The following is a 19,914-nucleotide window of genomic DNA, read 5'->3' on the forward strand; positions in this document are numbered from 1 at the left end:
CCTAGCTTTGAAATTGTGATATAATAAGACCTAATACTCTTTGGGAATTTAATTGCGACTTTCCTTGAGTAGACCCTTGTTTCAGGAGTATTCTATGTTTATCATTGAAATTTTTATCTCTATTATTTACGGTATCATCGAAGGAATCACAGAATGGCTGCCGATTTCTAGTACAGGCCACCTGATTTTGATTCAAGACTTTATCCAGTTTAAGAATCAAAGTCCAGCCTTTATGGAAATGTTTAATGTCGTTATCCAGCTGGGAGCTATTTTGGCGGTTGTCGTTATCTATTTTGACAAGCTAAACCCTTTTAAACCAGGCAAATCAGCCCGTCAGGTTCAAAAGACCTGGCAGCTTTGGGCTAAGGTCGTCGTGGCAGCCTTGCCGGCTGCTGTTATCGGCTTATTCTTGGATGATTGGTTTGAAGCGCATTTTTATAATCTGGTCTCTGTGTCAGTGATGCTGATTGTCTATGGGGCGGCCTTTATCTATCTGGAAAGGCGGGAGCATGAGGAGCCTGCTGTGACAGATTTAGCTTCTCTTCCTTACAAGACTGCCTTGCAAATTGGTCTCTTTCAGATTCTAGCTCTATTTCCTGGGACTAGCCGTTCTGGTGCCACTATTGTCGGCGGTCTCCTGAATGGTGTCAGCCGTTCTGTCGTGACAGAGTTCACTTTCTATCTAGGGATTCCCATTATGTTTGGCGCTAGTGGCTGGAAAATTCTTAAGTTTATCAAGAATGGGAACAGTCTGGGATTTGGGCAAATCTTCTTGCTCTTGGTTGCCATGGGAGTGGCCTTCGGTGTCAGTCTATTCGTGATTCGTTTCCTGACAGACTACGTCAAAAAGCATGACTTTACAATTTTTGGGAAATATCGGATTGGCCTAGGCGGCGTGCTTCTGGTTTATGCAGCCATCAAAGCTTTGATGGGATAAAAGGGGAAAATTTAATGTTTCCCTGACTCTCTCATGTAGTGAAATAATAAGCTCTCGGAATTTCCTGAGAGTTTTTTTCTTGCAACTTCCATTTTCAGACCAATACTAGCTATTTTTTGAAATACGGGGGATTTTTTAGTATAATAGTAGGACTAGAAGTGTATGAGGTAGAGATATGGAAATGAAACAGATTAGTGATTCGACCATAAAAATCACGATTCAGCTGGAAGATTTGGAAGAGCGTGGCATGGAAATGGCCGATTTCTTGGTTCCCCAAGAAAAGACGGAAGAGTTTTTCTATACCATCTTAGATGAGTTGGAGATGCCGGATAATTTTTTGGACAGCGGTATGCTGAGTTTCCGTGTGACGCCTAAGCCAGACAAGGTAGATGTTTTTGTTACCAAATCTAAGTTGGATAAGAATCTGAGTTTTGAGGATTTGGCAGATCTGCCAGACATGGACGAGCTGTCTCATATGTCTCCAGATGAATTCCTCAAGACACTGGAAAAGAGCATTTTTGAAAAGAGTAAGGAAGACATAGAAGCAGTCCAATCTTTGGAAACAGCCGAAGCAGAGGAAAGGGAGCAGCTTTCTCAGGAGGATGCTGATGAGCAGTCGGCAGAAAATGCAGAACGCTATATTTACTATATCCTGCGCTTTGAAGATATTAAGGCTGCGGCGGTTTTTGCCCAGACGGTGGACTATAAGATTGACTTATCAGAACTTTATAAGTATGATTCAACTTATTATTTGACGATTTTAGTAGATGTTGAGGGCTTCCCAGAGCGCTATCCAGCTTGGCTTTTGGCTAAGATGCGTGAATTCGCAGATGATTCAGATATCACTCGGGCAGTGCTGCAGGAGCACGGACATCTTCTTTTGGTGACAGATGCCGTCTCCGGCTTGCAGAAGGTTGAATGCCTATGATTACTTTTCCTTTAAAGTTTATCTTGGTTTTGCTGGGAACTTTTTTTATCGGGGTGATTCTGACGCCCTTAGTTCGGCTCTTAGCCTTTAAGATTGGTGCGGTAGATTATCCCAATGCTCGCCGCATCAATAAAAAGCCCATGCCTAGCAGTGGCGGGTTGGCGATTGTAGCGGCCTTTTCTATCTCTACTCTGCTCTTGATGCCGCAAATTGTTGCTGTAGATTTTTTTGGACAGACCTATTTTGATTATGTTTGGCCGGTCGTACTAGGTGGTTTGATTATTGCCTTTACAGGGCTGGTCGATGATATCAAAGAGCTGTCGCCTATGCTGAAAATGGGCGGAATTGTTCTGGCAGCTAGTCTAATCTGGTGGCTGACTGATTTCCGATTGGATGATTTTAAGCTTCCTTTTGGCGGACCTTTCCTGCATTTTGAGCCTTGGCTGTCCTATATTTTGACAGTGGTGTGGATTATTTCTATCACCAATGCGGTTAATTTGATTGATGGTCTGGATGGTCTGGTGAGTGGGGTGTCCATCATCTCCTTGGTGACGATGGGGATTGTTTCTTACTTCTTTTTGCCCCAGCACAATCTCTTTTTGACCCTGACAATTTTCGTCTTGGTCTTGTCAATTGCTGGTTTTTTCCCTTACAATTACCACCCTGCTATCATTTATCTTGGTGATACAGGAGCCCTCTTCATCGGCTTTATGATTGCTGTTCTGTCCTTACAAGGATTGAAAAATGCGACGGCTGTTGCGGTCGTGACTCCTATGATTATCTTAGGAGTGCCGATTACGGATACTTTTCTGGCGATTATCCGCCGTACTCTGTCTGGTCAGAAATTCTACACGCCTGACAAGCACCATCTTCATCATAGACTCTTGTCCTTGGGATTGACTCACCGAGGAACAGTGCTGGTTATCTACGGAATTTCGCTGGTCTTTGCCATGATTTCTCTCTTGTTGAATGTTTCCAGTCGAATTGGTGGCGTGCTCTTGATGATAGGCTTACTTCTGGGAGTTGAGCTCTTTGCTGAGTTGGTCGGAGTTTTGGGGCCTAATCGTACTCCTTTGCTCAATATTCTCCGCTTTATTGGCAACTCCTCCTACCGAGAGGAAGTTCGGCGGAAATGGCGTCAAAAGCGGAATAAATAAGAATAGCTCTAAACAAAATAAAAGCCTTTTGGGCTTTTTTTTGGTATACTAAAGTATGTAAATCAGCTAAGCAAAGAAAGGAAAAAGAAATGTCTGTCTTAGAAATCAAAGATCTTCATGTTGAAATTGAAGGGAAAAAAATTCTCAAAGGGGTGAATCTCACTCTGAAAACGGGAGAGGTTGCAGCTATTATGGGCCCGAATGGAACAGGGAAGTCCACCTTGTCTGCAGCTATCATGGGCAATCCTAACTACGAAGTAACTCAAGGAGAAGTGCTTTTTGATGGGGTCAATATTTTGGAGCTGGAAGTGGATGAGCGTGCTCGCATGGGACTCTTCCTAGCTATGCAGTACCCTAGTGAAATTCCTGGTATTACTAACGCAGAGTTTCTCCGTGCAGCTATGAATGCTGGCAAAGAAGACGAGGAAAAAATCTCTGTCCGCGACTTTATCATGAAGCTGGATGAAAAGATGGAACTGCTCAACATGAAAGAAGAAATGGCTGAGCGTTACCTTAATGAAGGTTTCTCCGGTGGTGAAAAGAAGCGCAATGAAATCCTGCAGTTGCTCATGCTTGAGCCGACTTTTGCCCTCTTGGATGAGATTGACTCAGGTCTGGATATCGATGCTCTTAAGGTTGTGTCCAAAGGGGTTAATGCTATGCGCGGTGAAGGCTTTGGTGCTATGATTATCACCCACTACCAACGCCTGCTCAACTATATCACTCCTGATGTGGTTCATGTCATGATGGATGGTAAAGTCGTTCTTTCTGGCGGTCCTGAATTGGCAGTCCGCTTGGAGAAAGAAGGATATGCTAAATTGGCTGAAGAGTTGGGCTTCACCTATACCGAAGAAGTCTAGTCAAACATTCTTTTGACTTTTATAAAAGATAGGAGAATGACATGACTAAAGAATTGATTCAAGAATTTTCACAGCTACATGCAGAGCCAGACTGGCTCTTTCAACTGCGCCAGCAGGCCTTTGATAAAATTGACCAGTTAGAATTGCCGCGTATTGAGCGGGTTAAATTTCATCGCTGGAATCTGGGTGACGGCCGTATTTCAGAGAGCGAGCCGCTGACAAGTGTTCCAGACTTTACAGCTTTAGATGACAATCTCAAGCTTGTTCAGTTGGGAACTCAGACTGTTCTGGAGCAATTGCCGGCTGACCTGGCAGCGCAAGGTGTGATCTTCACAGATTTCCACTCTACTTTGGAAGAGATTCCAGAGCTAGTAGAGAAGCATTTTATGTCCGCGGTCAAGTATGACGAGGACAAATTGGCGGCTTATCACACTGCCTATTTCAACAGCGGTGCGGTTCTTTATGTGCCGGACAATGTTGAGATTGACCAGCCGATTGAAGGAATTTTTTATCAGGACAGTGAAAGCGATGTTCCTTTTAACAAGCATATTTTGATTATCGCGGGCAAGCATTCCAAGGTTAACTACTTGGAACGCTTGGAGACTTATGGTGAGGGCTCTGTTCCAGTAACAGCCAATATCACTGTTGAAGTTATTGCTCAGGCTGGAGCTCAGATTAAGTTTTCAGCTATTGATCGCTTGGGCGAAAATGTTACAGCTTATATCAGTCGTCGTGGCAAGCTGGATAATGATGCCATGATTGACTGGGCCATCGGCGTTATGAACGAAGGCAATGTTGTGGCTGACTTTGATAGCGACCTCTATGGCAAGGGTAGCCATGCGGATATGAAGGTGGTGGCTCTTTCCAGTGGCAAGCAGGTTCAGGGGATTGATACCCGAGTAACTAACTATGGCTGCAACTCTATCGGAAATATCCTGCAGCACGGGGTTATCCTAGAAAAAGGAACCCTGACCTTCAATGGTATCGGACATATTATCAAAGGTGCCAAGGGAGCAGATGCCCAGCAGGAAAGCCGGGTTCTCATGCTGTCTGACCAGGCTCGTTCAGATGCTAATCCAATCCTTTTGATTGATGAAAACGATGTGACAGCTGGTCACGCGGCTTCTATCGGACAGGTGGATCCAGAGGATATGTACTACCTCATGAGTCGGGGTCTTGATAAGGCGACGGCTGAACGCTTGGTCGTGCGCGGCTTCTTGGGCTCAGTGATAGTAGAAATCCCTGTTAAGGAAGTCCGTGATGAAATGATTGAAAATATCGATATTATTCTCGCAAAAAGATAAAAAGCTGGGCCTTGTCCCGTATTAGTTAGATAGGAGCCTTCATGTCCATGTTTAATGCAGAAGCAATCAAGCAAGATTTTCCCATTTTGGACCAAATTGTCAATGATGAGCCTTTGGTTTATTTGGACAATGCGGCGACAACCCAGAAACCCAAGCAGGTGCTGGCAGCTATTGAAAACTACTATCTTAGAGACAATGCCAATGTCCACCGCGGTGTCCATACGCTAGCCGAGCGGGCGACAGCGGCCTATGAAGCAGCCCGAGAAAGAGTTCGTGCTTTTATCAACGCAGCTTCTAGCAGAGAAATCCTCTTTACACGAGGAACCACGACGAGTCTCAACTGGGTGGCTCAGTTTGCGGCTGAAAGGCTGCAGCCTGGTGACGAAGTGATGATTTCTATCATGGAGCACCATTCCAATGTCATTCCTTGGCAGGAAGCTTGTAGGAAGACCGGAGCCAAGTTAGTCTATGTCTATCTCAAAGATGGTGCTCTGGATATGGAAGATTTCCGTACTAAGCTCAATGATCGGACAAAGTTTGTCTCTCTGGCTCATGCTTCTAATGTCCTCGGTGTCATCAATCCCATCAAGGAGATTGCCCAGTTGGTTCATCAGCAAGGAGCACTTTTGGTGGTAGATGGGGCTCAATCCATTCCGCACATGAAGATTGATGTGCAGGATTTGGATGCGGACTTCTTCGCCTTTTCGGGGCATAAGATGGCCGGACCTACTGGTATCGGAGTTCTCTATGGCAAGGAAGAGCTGCTAGAGCAGATGTCGCCAGTCGAATTCGGCGGCGAAATGATTGATTTCGTCTATGAGCAGGAAGCGACCTGGAAGGAGCTTCCTTGGAAGTTTGAGGCCGGCACTCCAAATATGGCAGGAGCAATCGGTCTTGCGGCGGCCATTGATTATTTGGAAGAATTGGGCATGGATGCCATTGCCCAGCATGAGCAGGACCTGATTGCCTACGTATTTCCTAAGCTACAGGCAGTGGAAGGCTTGACCATTTATGGCTCTCAGGATTTGGCCCAGCGTTCAGGCGTGATTGCCTTTAACCTAGATGGTCTCCATCCGCATGATGTCGCGACGGCTCTGGACTACGAAGGAGTGGCTGTTCGGGCGGGTCACCATTGTGCCCAGCCTTTGCTCACCTATCTGCAGGTGCCAGCGACTGTGCGGGCTAGCTTTTATATCTACAATACCTATGCGGATTGCTACAAGCTGGTAGATGCTTTAGAAAAGACAAAGGAGTTTTTCAATGGCACTTTCTAAGTTAGACAGTCTTTACAAGGCGGTTGTGACGGACCACTCGGCTCACCCCCATCATCATGGGAAACTGGAAAATGTGGAGCAGGTAGTCCTTAATAACCCGACCTGTGGTGATGTTATCAGCCTGTCTGTGAAGTTTAATGCTGAAAACCAGATTGAGGATATTGCCTTTGTTAATTCCGGCTGTACCATCTCAACGGCTTCGGCCAGCATGATGACGGATGCGGTTCTGGGCAAGACAAAAGAGCAGGCGCTGGAATTAGCAGAAGTTTTCTCGCAGATGGTTCAGGGTCAGGAAGACAGTCGCCAGAAAGAATTGGGCGATGGCGCCTTTTTAGCAGGTGTTGCCAAATTCCCGCAGCGGATTAAGTGTGCGACCTTGGGTTGGAATGCCCTCAAGCGAGCAATTGAAGAAGATAAAAAGTAAGAATGTGAAAGGAAATTATGTCAGAAGAAAGAGTAGAACCAAAACCGATTGATCTCGGAGAGTATAAGTTTGGTTTCCATGACGATGTTGAACCTGTCCTCTCAACAGGGAAAGGGCTGAATGAAGCGGTCATTCGTGAGCTTTCTGCAGCCAAGGATGAACCAGAATGGATGCTGGATTTCCGTCTCAAATCCTACGAGGCTTTTAAGAAGATGCCGATGCAGACTTGGGGGCCGGATTTGTCAGAAATTAATTTTGATGACTTGATTTATTATCAAAAGGCCTCTGATAAGCCTGCTAGAAGCTGGGATGAAGTGCCTGAGAAGATCAAGGAAACCTTTGAGAAGATTGGGATCCCAGAAGCAGAGCGAGCATACCTCGCTGGAGCGGCTGCTCAGTATGAGTCCGAAGTGGTCTACCACAATATGAAGGAAGAGTTCCAAAAGCTAGGAATTGTCTTTACGGATACCGACTCAGCTCTTAAGGAATACCCAGAGCTCTTCAAGCAGTATTTTGCTAAATTGGTCCCTCCAACAGATAACAAACTAGCAGCTCTCAACTCCGCCGTCTGGTCAGGTGGTACCTTCATCTATGTGCCAAAAGGTGTCAAGGTAGATGTTCCCTTGCAGACTTATTTTCGGATTAACAATGAAAATTCGGGTCAGTTTGAGCGGACTTTGATTATTGTTGATGAGGGCGCTAGCGTCCATTATGTTGAGGGATGTACTGCTCCGACATATTCTAGCAATAGCTTGCATGCTGCGATTGTCGAAATTTTTGCCCTCGATGGTGCCTATATGCGCTACACCACTATTCAAAACTGGTCAGATAATGTCTACAACCTCGTGACCAAGCGGGCGCGGGCTATGAAAGATGCGACGGTTGAGTGGATTGATGGGAACCTCGGTGCGAAAACGACTATGAAATATCCGTCTGTCTATCTGGATGGACCTGGAGCGCGTGGAACCATGCTTTCCATTGCCTTTGCTAATACCAATCAGCACCAAGATACAGGTGCTAAGATGATTCACAATGCTCCTCATACCAGCTCATCTATCGTGTCTAAGTCTATTGCTAAGGGTGGAGGTAAGGTGGATTACCGCGGTCAAGTGACCTTTGGAAAGAATTCACAGAAATCCGTCAGCCATATTGAGTGTGATACGATTATCATGGATGATATTTCAGCGTCAGATACCATTCCTTTTAATGAAATTCATAATTCTCAGGTGGCTCTGGAGCATGAGGCCAAGGTTTCTAAGATTTCAGAAGAGCAGCTCTACTATCTCATGAGCCGTGGCTTGTCCGAATCCGAAGCCACCGAAATGATTGTCATGGGCTTTGTCGAGCCATTTACTAAAGAACTGCCTATGGAGTATGCTGTTGAGCTTAACCGCCTTATCAGCTATGAAATGGAAGGATCAGTTGGGTAAAGCTTCGTCTAAGCGAAATTTTGAATCACTGCTTGAAGACACGCATTGTGAGTTAATATTCAAAGATGTTTGCTAGCTCTAGTCCAACATTTAGAAAACATACAAAACAACCGCGAATCATTTGATTCGCGGTTGTTCTTTATAATTTCTCGTTGACATAGCGGACAAAGTCATTCCACCAGACCTTGAAGAAGATACTTTTTTCTACCTCTTGGCCTGCCACCATCGTGACAGAAGGCGCTTTGTTTTCCAGATAACCTTGGCCGATTGGCTCAGGGTCGGTATAGGTCAAGGTTCCGAGCTCAGTATTTTTTTTCAGCGGAGCTTGGAAGCCTTTTTCGTTGGTGGAAAATTCCACCTTGTGCTCAGCCTGATTGGCGATGCGCTCAATGATGGTGAAATCCTTGCTGGCGACGGCTGGAACGGTCTTTTGCTTGCCGTCAATAACGGTTGAATTACTTTTATTGTAGGTCTCCCCCTCAGCCACAATGGTCGTCTGAGTGAAGTTTTGCGAAACATAGTTCATCAAAGATGCTGTGGCTACAAAGCGTGCGTAGGGGTCGCCGTCGGTTTGCTCAACGTCCAGCACAACAGTAATCATGCGGATACCATTTTCAGTAGTCGTCGCAACAAAGGAAGAGCCTCCCTTATCCGAACTGCCGGCTTTGAGTCCGTCTACACCTGAGCGGAAGTTGGACTGGTTTTCCAACATGAAGTTATAATTTTCCAGACTCGTCCCTGCAATTTTAGCTGTGGACTTGGAAGTGATGTCTGTCACTTGAGGGAAGTCCATAATCAGATGCCGGCTGATAACAGCCAAGTCGTAGGCACTGAATTTATTTTCAGTGTCCTTGCTTTTTTTAGATGTGCTAGCTGAGGCGCTATACTCTGTTTCTTCAGTTGCGTATTCTAGAAGAAGAGTATTCAGCCCTGTGGAGTTCACAATAGTAGCATCTTTGATTCCCCATTCTTTAAGCTTGGCCTTCATCATTTGGACGAAATTTTCTTCGCTGCCTCCAACCTTTTCAGCCAAGGCAATCGTGGCACTGTTGGAGCTGGACATCAAGGAAGCGGCAATCAAGTCTTTGACTTTGTAACGTTTGGCTTCCAAAGGGACATTGCTGATATTTGGATTAGATGTCAGACTGTAAGCGTAGTCTGAAATATCAACATAAGTATCGGCAGTCAAGTCTCCTCTGTCAATGGCTTCATAGACCAGATAGACGGTCAAAAGATTGGTGATGGAGCCGACTTCGATTGGAGTATTAGCATCTTTTTCGTAGAGAATCTTTCCAGAAGTAGCATCCACAGCCATTGCACTTTTAGCGGCAATGTTGAAATCATCTGCTGCCACCTTGTTGGCGGTCATTCCGACCAAAACTAGTAAACATAGGAATAATCGTTTCATTTCTTTCCCCTAAAACAAGATATAACCATTGTATCATAAAATTCTCTTTTCTTTTATAAATCAAGGATAATAAAAGGTTACAAAATAAATGTAGAGAAAAGTAGGGTAATCCCCTTAAAGAGATTTTTTATAAAAGCATCTTTCGGAAAAACTCACAAAATAGAAAAATATTTGAAATAATACAGATATACAAGCTGAAAAATAGAAAATTATTATTTTTCTACATAAAACATTTGTTTTTATAAAAAAACATTGTATAATAATACAATATAAATTGAGAAGGAGAATGCTCATGAAAAAATCTAAATGGTTGGCCATTACTGGACTGACAGTCGTGTCAACACTAATCTTAGCTGCTTGTGGAAGCTCTAGCGCCAGTAATACCTATTCTTATGTCTATTTGAGTGATCCTGATACTTTGGACTATGTCAATTCAAATCGAGCTACTACGTCCGATGTTATTACAAACTTGGTGGACGGCCTTTTAGAAAATGATAAATACGGCAATTTGGTTCCATCTATTGCGGAAGACTGGACTGTTTCAAAGGATGGTTTGACCTATACCTATAAGCTTCGTAAAGATGCTAAGTGGTACACATCAGATGGTGAAGAATATGCAGAGGTTAAAGCACAAGACTTTGTAGCAGGTTTGAAGCACGCGGCAGATGAAAATTCTGAAGCTCTTCCTATCGTCCAAAGCTCTATCAAAGGCTTGGATGCCTATGTCAAAGGAGAGTCTAAAGACTTCTCAACAGTTGGAGTAAAAGCAGTTGATGACCACACGGTCGAATACACGCTCAACCAGCCAGAAAGCTACTGGAACTCTAAGACGACCATGGGGATTCTGTTCCCCATCAATGAGGATTTCTTGAAGTCACAAGGCAAAGATTTTGGTACCGTAAAACCTTCTTCCATTCTTTATAACGGACCTTATGTTCTGAAAGCATTCACTTCTAAGTCTGTCATTGAATATGCTAAAAACCAGAACTATTGGGATAAGGACAATGTCAAGGTTGAAAATATAAAACTGACTTATTTTGATGGTTCGGATCAGGAATCCTTGATCCGCAACTTCTCAGACGGGGCTTATTCTCAAGCACGGCTTTACCCTACGAGCTCTAACTATGCTTCTGTAGAAAAGCAGTACAAAGACAATATTATTTACACACCACAGAATTCAACTAGTTTCTATTTTGCTTTCAATCTGAATCGTAAGACTTATAATCATTCGTCTAAGACATCAGATGCTCAAAAGGCATCAACTACAGCTGCTATTCAAAATAAAGACTTCCGTCAGGCGATTAACTTTGCCTTTGACCGGACATCTTTTGGAGCTCAGATGAATGGTAAAGATGGAGCGACTAAACTCATCCGTAGCTTGCTTGTTCCTCCTAGCTTTGTGCAGGTGGACGGTAAGGACTTCTCTGATGTAGTAGAGAGCCAACTTTCATCTTATGGAGATGAGTGGAATGGCATTAAGCTGGCGGATGCTCAGGATAGTATCTACAATGCTGATAAAGCCAAGGCGGAATTTGCCAAGGCAAAAGAAACCTTGCAAGCTGAAGGTGTAGAATTCCCAATCCATATTGACGTCCCTGTCGATCAGTCTGACAAGGTTTTGGTACAACGGACCAACTCCTTCAAACAGTCTGTCGAATCAGCGCTTGGCCAAGAAAATGTCGTTATTGATGTTCAGCAAATGTCAACAGATGACTTTGATAATTCTGCCTACTTTGCAGAAACAGCAGCTCAGAAAGACTACGATCTCAACATGTCTGGCTGGTCAGCAGACTACCAAGATCCATCAACTTATCTGAATATCTTTAACCCTGAAACAGGTGATGCTGCAGATAATATTGGTATAGAAAAAGGGAAAAATGCTGATGTGGCAAATAAGGTTGGCTTGAATGAATACAAGGCTTTGCTGGATGAAGCTGATCAAGAAAAACAAGATACAGATGCTCGTTACACCAAGTACGCAGCAGCTCAGGCTTGGTTGACGGATAGCTCCATTGTTATTCCTAGTGTTTCTGGTGGTGGTTCACCAGTCGTTCAGAAGGTTGTGCCATTTACCAAGTCTTACTCTTATGTCGGAATTAAAGGAGATGCCTATGTCTTTAAGAACATGGAGCTCCAAAATGATATTGTTACAGCTAAAGACTATGAAGCGGCTCTTAAGAAATGGGAAAAAGAAAAGGAAGCATCCAATAAAAAAGCCCAAGAAGACTTAGAAAAACACATTAAATAAGGTTCTGAACCGCGAATTTTTGATTCTTTATAAACAGTTTGGAATCAAAAGTTTGTGAATACGATAAAGCGAGACTGAGACATTTTGTCCCAGTCTCTTTTTTTATATGACTCTCTATTGCATTGAAGCGTTTACATCCTGTCGCAGAAGTGCTATAATGAAAGTAATCTTAATGAAAACTGGAGGAAGTTTATGAAAACATCTAAGTTAGCTGCAGCTGCTGGGCTTGTCATTCTCTCTGCAGGAATTTTGGCTGCCTGTTCGTTTGGTGGCTCCAATTCATCTGGGAAAAACTATAGCTATGTTTATACGGCAGATCCAGATACGCTGGATTACACTGTGTCCAATAAGCGGGCAACCAATGAGATTATGGCTAATGTAGTGGATGGTTTGCTAGAAAGCGATAAGTATGGTAACTTAGTGCCTTCTCTAGCGGAAGATTGGACCGTTTCAAAGGATGGTCTGACCTATACTTATAAGCTTCGTAAGGGAGTGAAGTGGTATACTTCTGATGGTGAAGAGTATGCAGATGTGACTGCTAAGGACTTTGTGACCAGTCTGAAGCATGCTGCTGACAGCAAGTCTGATGGTCTCTATATCGTTCAAAAATCTGTTAAAGGCTTGGACGACTATGTCAATGGTAAAATAACTGACTTCTCCCAAGTTGGTGTCAAGGCGGTGGATGATTCTACTGTTCAATACACTTTGAATCAGCCAGAAAGTTTCTGGAATTCTAAGACAACCATGGGAATTCTTTTCCCAATTAACGAAGAATTTCTGAAATCAAAAGGTGACAAGTTTGCTCAGGGAACGGATCCGACCAGTGTCCTCTACAACGGTCCGTTTATCTTGAAATCTATAACTTCGAAATCTCAAATTAGCTTAGAGAAGAACCCAAACTATTGGGATAAGGAAAAGGTAAAAATTGATACAGTCAAATTCTCTTACTATGATGGTCAAGATACAGAATCTCTGGTGCGTGGCTTTTCTGATGGCAACTACACCATTGCTCGTCTTTTCCCAAATAGCTCCAACTTTGCCAGTGTGAAGAAACAGTATGGCGATAATATCGTCTACACTCCTCAAGGTTCAGGAACCTTCTTTGTTACAACTAATATTGATCGTCAGTCTTACGAGCATACTTCTAAGACAACGGATGCACAGAAGTCTTCCACTAAGAAAGCACTGCTCAATAAAGATTTCCGTCAGGCTCTGCTTTTTGCCTTTGACCGGACTGCCTATTCTGCACAAACCAATGGCGAAGAAGCAGCAGACAAGCAGCTTCGTAATACCTTTGTTCCGCCAACCTTTGTTCAAGCTAATGGGAAAGAGTTCGGCAGCATTGTAGAAGAAAATCTAGCTAGTTACGGTGATGAGTGGAAGGGAGTCAAATTAGACGACGCTCAGGATGGCTTTTATAATCCAGAAAAAGCTAAGGCAGAATTTGCCAAAGCTAAGGAAGCGCTGCAGGCAGAAGGAGTGGAATTCCCTATTCATCTGGATATTCCGGTCAGCTCAGCAGATACCAATGGCGTTAAGAGTGTTCAGTCACTGAAGCAGTCTATTGAAGCTAATCTTGGCTCTGACAATGTAGTGATTGATATTCAGCAAATGACAGATGATGAGTTGAATAATATCACCTACTTTGCTACCTCTGCATCCCAAGAAGACTGGGATTTGAATAATAATCTTGGCTGGAGTCCAGATTATAACGATCCATCTTCTTATCTGGAAATCACTGGCTCTAAGACTGGTGAGAATGTTGACAGCTACTTTGGTTTTGACCCTGGAACAGATAATGCAGCAGCTAAAGAGGCTGGCTTTGAAGAGTATGATAAACTCTTGGAAGACGCTGCTTCAGAAAACGAGGATATTAACAAACGTTACGAAAAATATGCTGCAGCTCAGGCTTGGCTGACAGACAGTGCCCTGTTGATGCCGGCATGGTCATCTGGTGCAACACCAAGTGTCCGTAAGGTTGTTCCATTCTCAGGACCATTTGCTTGGACTGGAAACAAGGGTGAATACAGCTTTAAATATGTTGAAATCCAAGATAAACCAATAACGACTAAAGAATATGAAAAAGCGCGTGAAAAATGGGCAAAAGAAAAGGAAGAATCCAATAAAAAAGCTCAAAAAGAACTCGCAGAACATATCAAATAAAGCAAGAAAATCCCATTGTAGCTACAGTGGGATTTTTGATGATTTTGAAGACGAAATGGACGAGGTTGAGCTTGTCTAGTCCTAGATAATCAACATCCGAGAAAACCAATTGCATAAACATCTTAGGGTGTTAGTGAGCTAACTTAATATTCTGAAAATTTATTTTACTTTTAGTACTATCTATGCTATAATCTTAATTAAATCTAAAAATCTAAAAGATGGAGAAACCCATATGAAACAAAGCAAAGTCCTTGCGCTAGCAGGAGTCACTCTTCTTGCAGCTGGCTTTCTTGCTGCTTGCTCAGGCTCTAAGCCAAACACAAAGTCAGGCAGCTCAGACTCTTCAAACACCTTTAATTATATCTACGAGACAGATCCTGAAAACTTGAACTATCTCACTTCAAGTAAAGCTGCTACAACAGACTTGACTGCCAATGTCATTGACGGTCTTTTAGAAAACGACCAATATGGAAACTTAGTTCCTTCAATGGCAGAGGAATGGACTGTATCCCCAGATGGGAAAACCTATACTTATAAGCTTCGCAAAGACGCTAAGTGGTATACTTCCGAAGGTGAAGAGTACGCAGATGTGACAGCAGAAGACTTTGTTACAGGTCTTAAGTATGCGGCAGACAATAAATCTGAAACAATCTACTTGGTTCAGGATTCTGTCAAAGGGCTTAAGGACTATATTTCTGGGAAGATTGATTTCTCAGAAGTAGGGATTAAAGCAGTCGATGATCATACCGTTGAGTATACTCTTAATGAGCCAGAAAGCTTCTGGAACTCTAAGACTACAATGGGAATTCTCTACCCAGTAAACAAAGACTTTTTGAAAAACCAAGGCGATAAGTTCGCTCAAGCAACGGATCCAACAAGTTTGCTTTACAACGGACCTTTCTTGCTTAAATCATTGACTTCAAAATCTGAAATCCAGTTTGAAAAGAATCCTAATTATTGGGACAAAGAAAATGTTCACGTAGATGCAGTTAAACTCTCTTTCTATGATGGACAAGATCAAGGGAAACTAGCTGATCAGTTCAGTCAAGGAGCTCTGACAACAGCCAGACTCTTCCCAACTAGTGCGACTTATGAAAAGGTTGAAAAAGACTTTAAAGATAATATCGTCTATACACCTCAGGATGCCTCAACTTTCTTAGTAGGTACTAACATTGATCGCCAGTCTTACAACCATACTGCTAAGACATCAGAAGCTCAAAAGAATTCAACTAAGAAAGCCTTACTTAACAAGGACTTTCGTCAGGCTTTGACCTTTGCCTTCAATCGTGAGTCTTATGCATCTCAGATTAATGGTAAGGACGGAGCGGACAAACTTCTTCGTAACCTTTACATCCCACCTACATTTGTGCAAGCTGGTGACAAATCCTTCGGTGACTTAGTTAAGGAAAAAGTAGTAACTTATGGCGACGAGTGGAAAGATGTGGACTTCTCAGATGGCCAAGATGGTCTCTATAACGAGAACAAAGCAAAGGCTGAATTTGCTAAAGCAAAAGAAGCTTTGAAAGCCGATGGAGTAGAATTCCCAATCCATCTGGACATTCCGGTTGATCAAACAGCTACTTCTAAAGTACAGCGTGTTCAATCCCTCAAGCAGTCTATCGAAAAGACTTTGGGAACAGATAATGTTGTGATTGATGTTCACCAGTTGTCTAAGGATGAAGTGACTAACATTACCTTATTTGCACCTTCTGCTGCTGAAGAGGACTGGGATATTTCAGATAATGTCGGCTGGTCTCCAGACTATCAAGATCCATCTACCTATCTTGATGTTATCAAACCTGGTGGTGAAAACACCAAGACCTTCTTAGGATTTGATGGCACAGATAATGCAGCAGCGAAACAAGTTGGTTTGGATGAATATACCAAGCTGGTTGACGAAGCGGGTGCAGAAAAGCAAGATTTGAACAAGCGTTATGAAAAATATGCGGCTGCTCAGGCTTGGCTGACTGATAGTGCTTTGTTGATTCCGGTAACTTCTAGAACAGGCCGTCCAACCTTGACTAAGGTAGTGCCTTTCTCAGCACCGTTTGCTTGGTCTGGTGCTAAGGCGCGTGAAGCAGCAAGTTATAAGTACATGAAATTGCAGGATGAGCCTGTAACGACAAAAGATTATAATAGCGCTCAGGAAAAATGGAATAAAGAACGTGCGGAATCTAATAAAAAAGCTCAAGAAGAATTAGCAGACCACGTGAAATAAGCTTGCTAAGAGAACTTTCTCTAATAGAGGAGAAAGTTCTTTTGGAATTTAAAGGAAACGATAAATGAAAAAATATATTTTTATGCGTATCTTACGCTCAATTGTGTCGATTTTCTTGGTGACGACCCTGACTTATGCCATTATCTATACTATGGTGCCAAGAAGGTTGATTTTCAAGCAGGATCCTAACTATAATAAGATAGCGACAAATAAAGATAAAAAGACTAACTATGAAAACACCATCTTTGAGCGGATGGGTTACATTGACTATTATGATACTAAGGAACTGCAGGAGAAGGCCAGCAAGGAAGATTCCTCTGTTACAACAGAAGCTACAGAAGCAAACAAGAAGATTTATCAGAAGTATATTAATAAACTTGGCAATGGCTGGAAATTGCAGAAATTCCCACTAAGTGGTGAGTTCTATGCTGTACGTGAAGTGCCTGTTTATGAGCGTGTCTTTGAGTTCTATGCTAATTTGATTCAAATTGACCATCCAAATGTTATTCAAGATGAGGAAAATCCAAACCTAGAGCGTTATATCCGGTTTGAAAATGATCCTTCTGTTGGCTGGTCTCTTGTGGGTTCTGGTACCAAGCATAAGTATCTGCTGTACTTTAATGGTCAGTTCCCATTTGTCCACCAGAACTTTATTACCTTTAATTTAGGTAATTCTTATCCAACCTATGCTAATATCCCTGTTCTGCAGGTTATTACACAGGGACAAGGGCAAACTAAGTCTTCTGAAGTTCAATTCCCAACAGGTAAAAAGACATCGTCTGTTAATATTTATTCTCGTACTTACAAGACGCCAAGCAAAGCCGATTCACAGGACATTGCTAAGTTTGGTAAGGGAGATGCCTATACGGCGACTCAAAGCAACTATCAAAATCCATCCATGATTACCAGCTCAGCCATTATCGGTTTGATTGGTGTGGCTCTGTCTTATCTGATTGCTATTCCACTCGGATCCTACATGGCTCGACTCAAAAACACATGGTTTGATAGCATTTCTACAGCGGGCTTGACCTTTATGATGTCACTGCCAACCATCGCCTTGGTCTACATCGTTCGTTTGGCGGGGTCTGCTGTTGGTCTTCCAGACTCCTTCCCAATCTTGGGAGCAGGAGATTGGCGTTCTTATGTCCTTCCAGCTGTTATTTTAGGGCTTTTGAGTGCTCCTTGGACAGCTGTTTGGATTCGTCGTTATATGATTGACCTGCAGTCTCAGGACTTTGTCCGCTTTGCACGTGCTAAGGGTCTCTCTGAAAAAGAAATTTCTAACAAGCACATCTTTAAAAACGCTATGGTGCCGCTGGTATCTAGTATCCCAGCTTCTATCGTTGGTGTTATTGCAGGTGCGACTCTGACAGAAACTGTCTTTGCCTTTCCTGGTATGGGTAAGATGCTGATTGATTCCGTTAAGGCATCCAATAACTCTATGGTTGTTGGTCTTGTATTCATCTTCACATGTCTGTCTATCTTTGCCCTCTTATTGGGTGACATTCTGATGACAGTACTGGACCCACGTATCAAGTTAACATCAAAAGGAGGTAAATAATGGCTACAATTGATAAAAGCAAATTCCAATTTGTCAAACGTGACGATTTTGCCTCTGAAACGATTGATGCTCCAGCCTATTCTTACTGGAAGTCAGTCATGCGTCAATTTCTGAAAAAGAAATCAACCATTACCATGCTGGGGATTCTGATTGCCATTATTCTTATGAGTTTCATTTATCCTATGTTTTCAAACTTCGACTTTAATGACGTGAGCAAGGTAAATGATTTTAGCATGCGTTATATCAAGCCAAGTGGTCAATACTGGTTTGGAACGGATAGTAATGGTAAGTCTCTCTTTGACGGTGTTTGGTTTGGTGCCCGTAACTCTATTCTTATTTCGATTATTGCGACGGTTATTAATCTGGCTATCGGAGTTATCATTGGCGGTATCTGGGGAATTTCCAAAACAGTTGACCGTGTCATGATGGAAATCTACAATATCATTTCAAATATCCCAGCCCTCTTGATTGTCATTGTCTTGACCTACTCTATCGGTGCTGGTTTCTGGAATCTTATTTTTGCCATGACGATTACTGGTTGGGTCGGTATTGCCTACACTATCCGTGTGCAGATTATGCGCTATCGGGATTTGGAATACAACCTTGCCTCTCGTACTCTTGGTACACCGACTCTCAAGATTGTTACGAAGAACATTATGCCGCAGTTGGTATCTGTTATCGTGACTACCACTTCACAGATGTTGCCAAGCTTTATCTCTTACGAAGCCTTTCTGTCCTTCTTTGGATTAGGTCTTCCTGTAACAGTGCCAAGTTTGGGACGCCTGATTTCAGATTATTCTCAAAATGTGACGACGAATGCCTACCTCTTTTGGATTCCACTCACAACTCTGATTTTGGTATCTCTTACCTTCTTCGTAGTTGGTCAAAACTTAGCTGACGCCAGCGATCCACGTACACATAGATAGGAGTAAATATGACAAAGAATGAAAATGTAATATTGACTGCTCGCGATATTGTCGTGGAATTCGATGTTCGCGATCGTGTCTTAACCGCCATTCGTGGAGTCTCTCTGGACTTGATTGAAGGCGAAGTGCTGGCTATTGTTGGTGAATCAGGCTCAGGAAAGTCTGTATTAACAAAGACCTTTACTGGTATGTTAGAAGAAAATGGCCGTGTAGCTAAAGGAACTATTGACTATCGCGGAAAAGATTTGACAACTCTTCGTAATAATAAGGATTGGGAGCCGATTCGCGGTGCAAAAATTGCGACTATCTTCCAAGATCCGATGACGAGCTTGGATCCCATTAATACGATTGGGAGCCAGATTACAGAGGTCATTATCAAGCACCAAGGAAAATCAGCCAAAGAAGCTAAAAAAATGGCCATTGACTATATGAGTAAGGTCGGGATTCCAGATGCGGAAAAACGTTTCGAAGAATATCCTTTCCAATACTCGGGTGGTATGCGTCAGCGGATTGTTATTGCTATTGCTTTGGCTTGCCGTCCTGATATTCTTATCTGTGATGAGCCGACAACGGCCCTTGATGTAACGATTCAAGCGCAGATCATTGACTTGCTCAAATCCTTGCAGCAAGAATATCATTTCACAACCATCTTTATTACGCACGACCTTGGTGTTGTGGCTAGTATTGCAGATAAGGTTGCGGTCATGTATGCCGGTGAAATTGTAGAATACGGTACAGTTGAAGAAATCTTCTACGAGCCAAAACATCCTTATACATGGAGTTTGCTATCCAGTTTACCTCAGTTGGCAGATGCGAATGGTGCGCTCTACTCGATTCCTGGTACTCCACCGTCACTTTATTCACCAATCAAAGGGGATGCCTTTGCTTTGCGTTCTGACTATGCCATGTCAATTGACTTTGAAGAAGAAGCACCGGCTTTCAATGTGTCAGATACTCATTGGGCTAAGACATGGTTGCTGCACGAAGATGCGCCTAAGGTTGATAAACCAGAGATTATCGAAAACCTGCATGAAAAAATTCGTTCAAAAATGGGCTTCAATCAATTAGAAGCTTAG

At 42.9% G+C, this 19,914-nt stretch carries 15 protein-coding genes; 14 read left to right on the plus strand and 1 reads right to left on the minus strand.

Annotated elements, in window-relative coordinates; genetic code table 11:
* The first annotated feature begins 94 nt into the window (after positions 1–94).
* The 8 genes from J1C91_RS02105 to sufB all read left to right on the plus strand — a co-directional run bounded on the left by J1C91_RS02105 (position 95) and on the right by sufB (position 8,314).
* Entirely contained in the window at positions 95–937 is an 843-nt protein-coding gene (locus tag J1C91_RS02105; protein WP_125439258.1) for an undecaprenyl-diphosphate phosphatase, read from the plus strand.
* 175 nt (positions 938–1,112) lie between these two features.
* The gene (mecA, locus tag J1C91_RS02110; protein ID WP_125408228.1) at positions 1,113–1,865 is read left to right on the plus strand and encodes an adaptor protein MecA; all 753 of its coding nucleotides are present in this window, start codon (positions 1,113–1,115) and stop codon (positions 1,863–1,865) included.
* Positions 1,856–3,022, plus strand: coding sequence for a glycosyltransferase family 4 protein (locus J1C91_RS02115; RefSeq protein ID WP_002908854.1), 1,167 nt, complete (start codon positions 1,856–1,858; stop codon positions 3,020–3,022). Before mecA ends, J1C91_RS02115 begins: the two co-directional genes overlap by 10 nt.
* Before the next feature lie 89 nt (positions 3,023–3,111).
* Complete coding sequence (sufC, locus tag J1C91_RS02120) at positions 3,112–3,882, plus strand: Fe-S cluster assembly ATPase SufC (protein WP_002908857.1); 771 nt, start codon at positions 3,112–3,114, stop codon at positions 3,880–3,882.
* Positions 3,883–3,923: 41 nt separating this feature from the next.
* On the plus strand, positions 3,924–5,186 hold the full coding sequence (sufD, locus tag J1C91_RS02125) for a Fe-S cluster assembly protein SufD (RefSeq protein ID WP_125439260.1): 1,263 nt from the start codon (positions 3,924–3,926) through the stop codon (positions 5,184–5,186).
* 41 nt (positions 5,187–5,227) lie between these two features.
* A complete protein-coding gene (locus tag J1C91_RS02130) occupies positions 5,228–6,460 on the plus strand; it encodes a cysteine desulfurase (protein WP_002908866.1) in 1,233 nt (410 codons plus the stop codon).
* Complete coding sequence (gene sufU / locus J1C91_RS02135) at positions 6,447–6,884, plus strand: Fe-S cluster assembly sulfur transfer protein SufU (RefSeq protein WP_002908868.1); 438 nt, start codon at positions 6,447–6,449, stop codon at positions 6,882–6,884. The genes J1C91_RS02130 and sufU overlap by 14 nt, the downstream gene beginning before the upstream one ends.
* Positions 6,885–6,901: 17 nt before the next feature.
* The gene (sufB, locus tag J1C91_RS02140) at positions 6,902–8,314 is read left to right on the plus strand and encodes a Fe-S cluster assembly protein SufB (RefSeq protein ID WP_002893631.1); all 1,413 of its coding nucleotides are present in this window, start codon (positions 6,902–6,904) and stop codon (positions 8,312–8,314) included.
* A gap of 139 nt (positions 8,315–8,453) precedes the next feature.
* On the opposite strand, the gene pbp3 is transcribed toward sufB, so the two are convergent.
* Positions 8,454–9,722 (minus strand): D-alanyl-D-alanine carboxypeptidase PBP3, encoded by a 1,269-nt coding sequence (gene pbp3 / locus J1C91_RS02145; protein WP_002908870.1) that lies wholly within the window; start codon positions 9,720–9,722, stop codon positions 8,454–8,456.
* Between the two features lie 292 nt (positions 9,723–10,014).
* On the opposite strand from pbp3, the gene J1C91_RS02150 reads away from it, so the two are divergent.
* The 6 genes from J1C91_RS02150 to J1C91_RS02175 all read left to right on the plus strand — a co-directional run bounded on the left by J1C91_RS02150 (position 10,015) and on the right by J1C91_RS02175 (position 19,914).
* Complete coding sequence (locus tag J1C91_RS02150; protein ID WP_032912388.1) at positions 10,015–11,970, plus strand: peptide ABC transporter substrate-binding protein; 1,956 nt, start codon at positions 10,015–10,017, stop codon at positions 11,968–11,970.
* Positions 11,971–12,162: 192 nt separating this feature from the next.
* Positions 12,163–14,133: a peptide ABC transporter substrate-binding protein gene (locus tag J1C91_RS02155; protein WP_002908872.1), complete on the plus strand. Its 1,971-nt coding sequence runs from the start codon at positions 12,163–12,165 to the stop codon at positions 14,131–14,133.
* Between the two features lie 232 nt (positions 14,134–14,365).
* Positions 14,366–16,351, plus strand: a complete 1,986-nt coding sequence (locus tag J1C91_RS02160) for a peptide ABC transporter substrate-binding protein (RefSeq protein WP_002908884.1) — start codon at positions 14,366–14,368, stop codon at positions 16,349–16,351.
* Between the two features lie 64 nt (positions 16,352–16,415).
* Positions 16,416–17,912 carry an ABC transporter permease gene (locus J1C91_RS02165; protein WP_002908885.1) on the plus strand — a complete coding sequence of 499 codons (1,497 nt, stop codon included), beginning with the start codon at positions 16,416–16,418 and terminating at the stop codon, positions 17,910–17,912.
* Positions 17,912–18,838 carry an oligopeptide ABC transporter permease OppC gene (gene oppC, locus J1C91_RS02170; protein WP_002908085.1) on the plus strand — a complete coding sequence of 309 codons (927 nt, stop codon included), beginning with the start codon at positions 17,912–17,914 and terminating at the stop codon, positions 18,836–18,838. The genes J1C91_RS02165 and oppC overlap by 1 nt, the downstream gene beginning before the upstream one ends.
* 8 nt (positions 18,839–18,846) lie before the next feature.
* Positions 18,847–19,914, plus strand: coding sequence for an ABC transporter ATP-binding protein (locus tag J1C91_RS02175; protein ID WP_002908886.1), 1,068 nt, complete (start codon positions 18,847–18,849; stop codon positions 19,912–19,914).

The organism is Streptococcus sanguinis (assembly GCF_050222175.1).
Classification (GTDB): Bacteria; Bacillota; Bacilli; order Lactobacillales; family Streptococcaceae; genus Streptococcus; species Streptococcus sanguinis_M.

Bases quoted from the DNA above. Each gene is read 5' to 3' on its own strand.
- J1C91_RS02105 (WP_125439258.1), top strand. From the start codon at position 95: ATGTTTATCATTGAAATTTTTATCTCTATTATTTACGGTATCATCGAA.
- J1C91_RS02175 (WP_002908886.1), top strand. From the start codon at position 18,847: ATGACAAAGAATGAAAATGTAATATTGACTGCTCGCGATATTGTCGTG.
- J1C91_RS02130 (WP_002908866.1), top strand. From the start codon at position 5,228: ATGTCCATGTTTAATGCAGAAGCAATCAAGCAAGATTTTCCCATTTTG.
- sufC (WP_002908857.1), top strand. From the start codon at position 3,112: ATGTCTGTCTTAGAAATCAAAGATCTTCATGTTGAAATTGAAGGGAAA.
- J1C91_RS02150 (WP_032912388.1), top strand. From the start codon at position 10,015: ATGAAAAAATCTAAATGGTTGGCCATTACTGGACTGACAGTCGTGTCA.
- sufB (WP_002893631.1), top strand. From the start codon at position 6,902: ATGTCAGAAGAAAGAGTAGAACCAAAACCGATTGATCTCGGAGAGTAT.
- J1C91_RS02155 (WP_002908872.1), top strand. From the start codon at position 12,163: ATGAAAACATCTAAGTTAGCTGCAGCTGCTGGGCTTGTCATTCTCTCT.
- oppC (WP_002908085.1), top strand. From the start codon at position 17,912: ATGGCTACAATTGATAAAAGCAAATTCCAATTTGTCAAACGTGACGAT.
- J1C91_RS02115 (WP_002908854.1), top strand. From the start codon at position 1,856: ATGCCTATGATTACTTTTCCTTTAAAGTTTATCTTGGTTTTGCTGGGA.
- J1C91_RS02165 (WP_002908885.1), top strand. From the start codon at position 16,416: ATGAAAAAATATATTTTTATGCGTATCTTACGCTCAATTGTGTCGATT.
- pbp3 (WP_002908870.1), bottom strand. From the start codon at position 9,722: ATGAAACGATTATTCCTATGTTTACTAGTTTTGGTCGGAATGACCGCC.
- sufD (WP_125439260.1), top strand. From the start codon at position 3,924: ATGACTAAAGAATTGATTCAAGAATTTTCACAGCTACATGCAGAGCCA.
- sufU (WP_002908868.1), top strand. From the start codon at position 6,447: ATGGCACTTTCTAAGTTAGACAGTCTTTACAAGGCGGTTGTGACGGAC.
- J1C91_RS02160 (WP_002908884.1), top strand. From the start codon at position 14,366: ATGAAACAAAGCAAAGTCCTTGCGCTAGCAGGAGTCACTCTTCTTGCA.
- mecA (WP_125408228.1), top strand. From the start codon at position 1,113: ATGGAAATGAAACAGATTAGTGATTCGACCATAAAAATCACGATTCAG.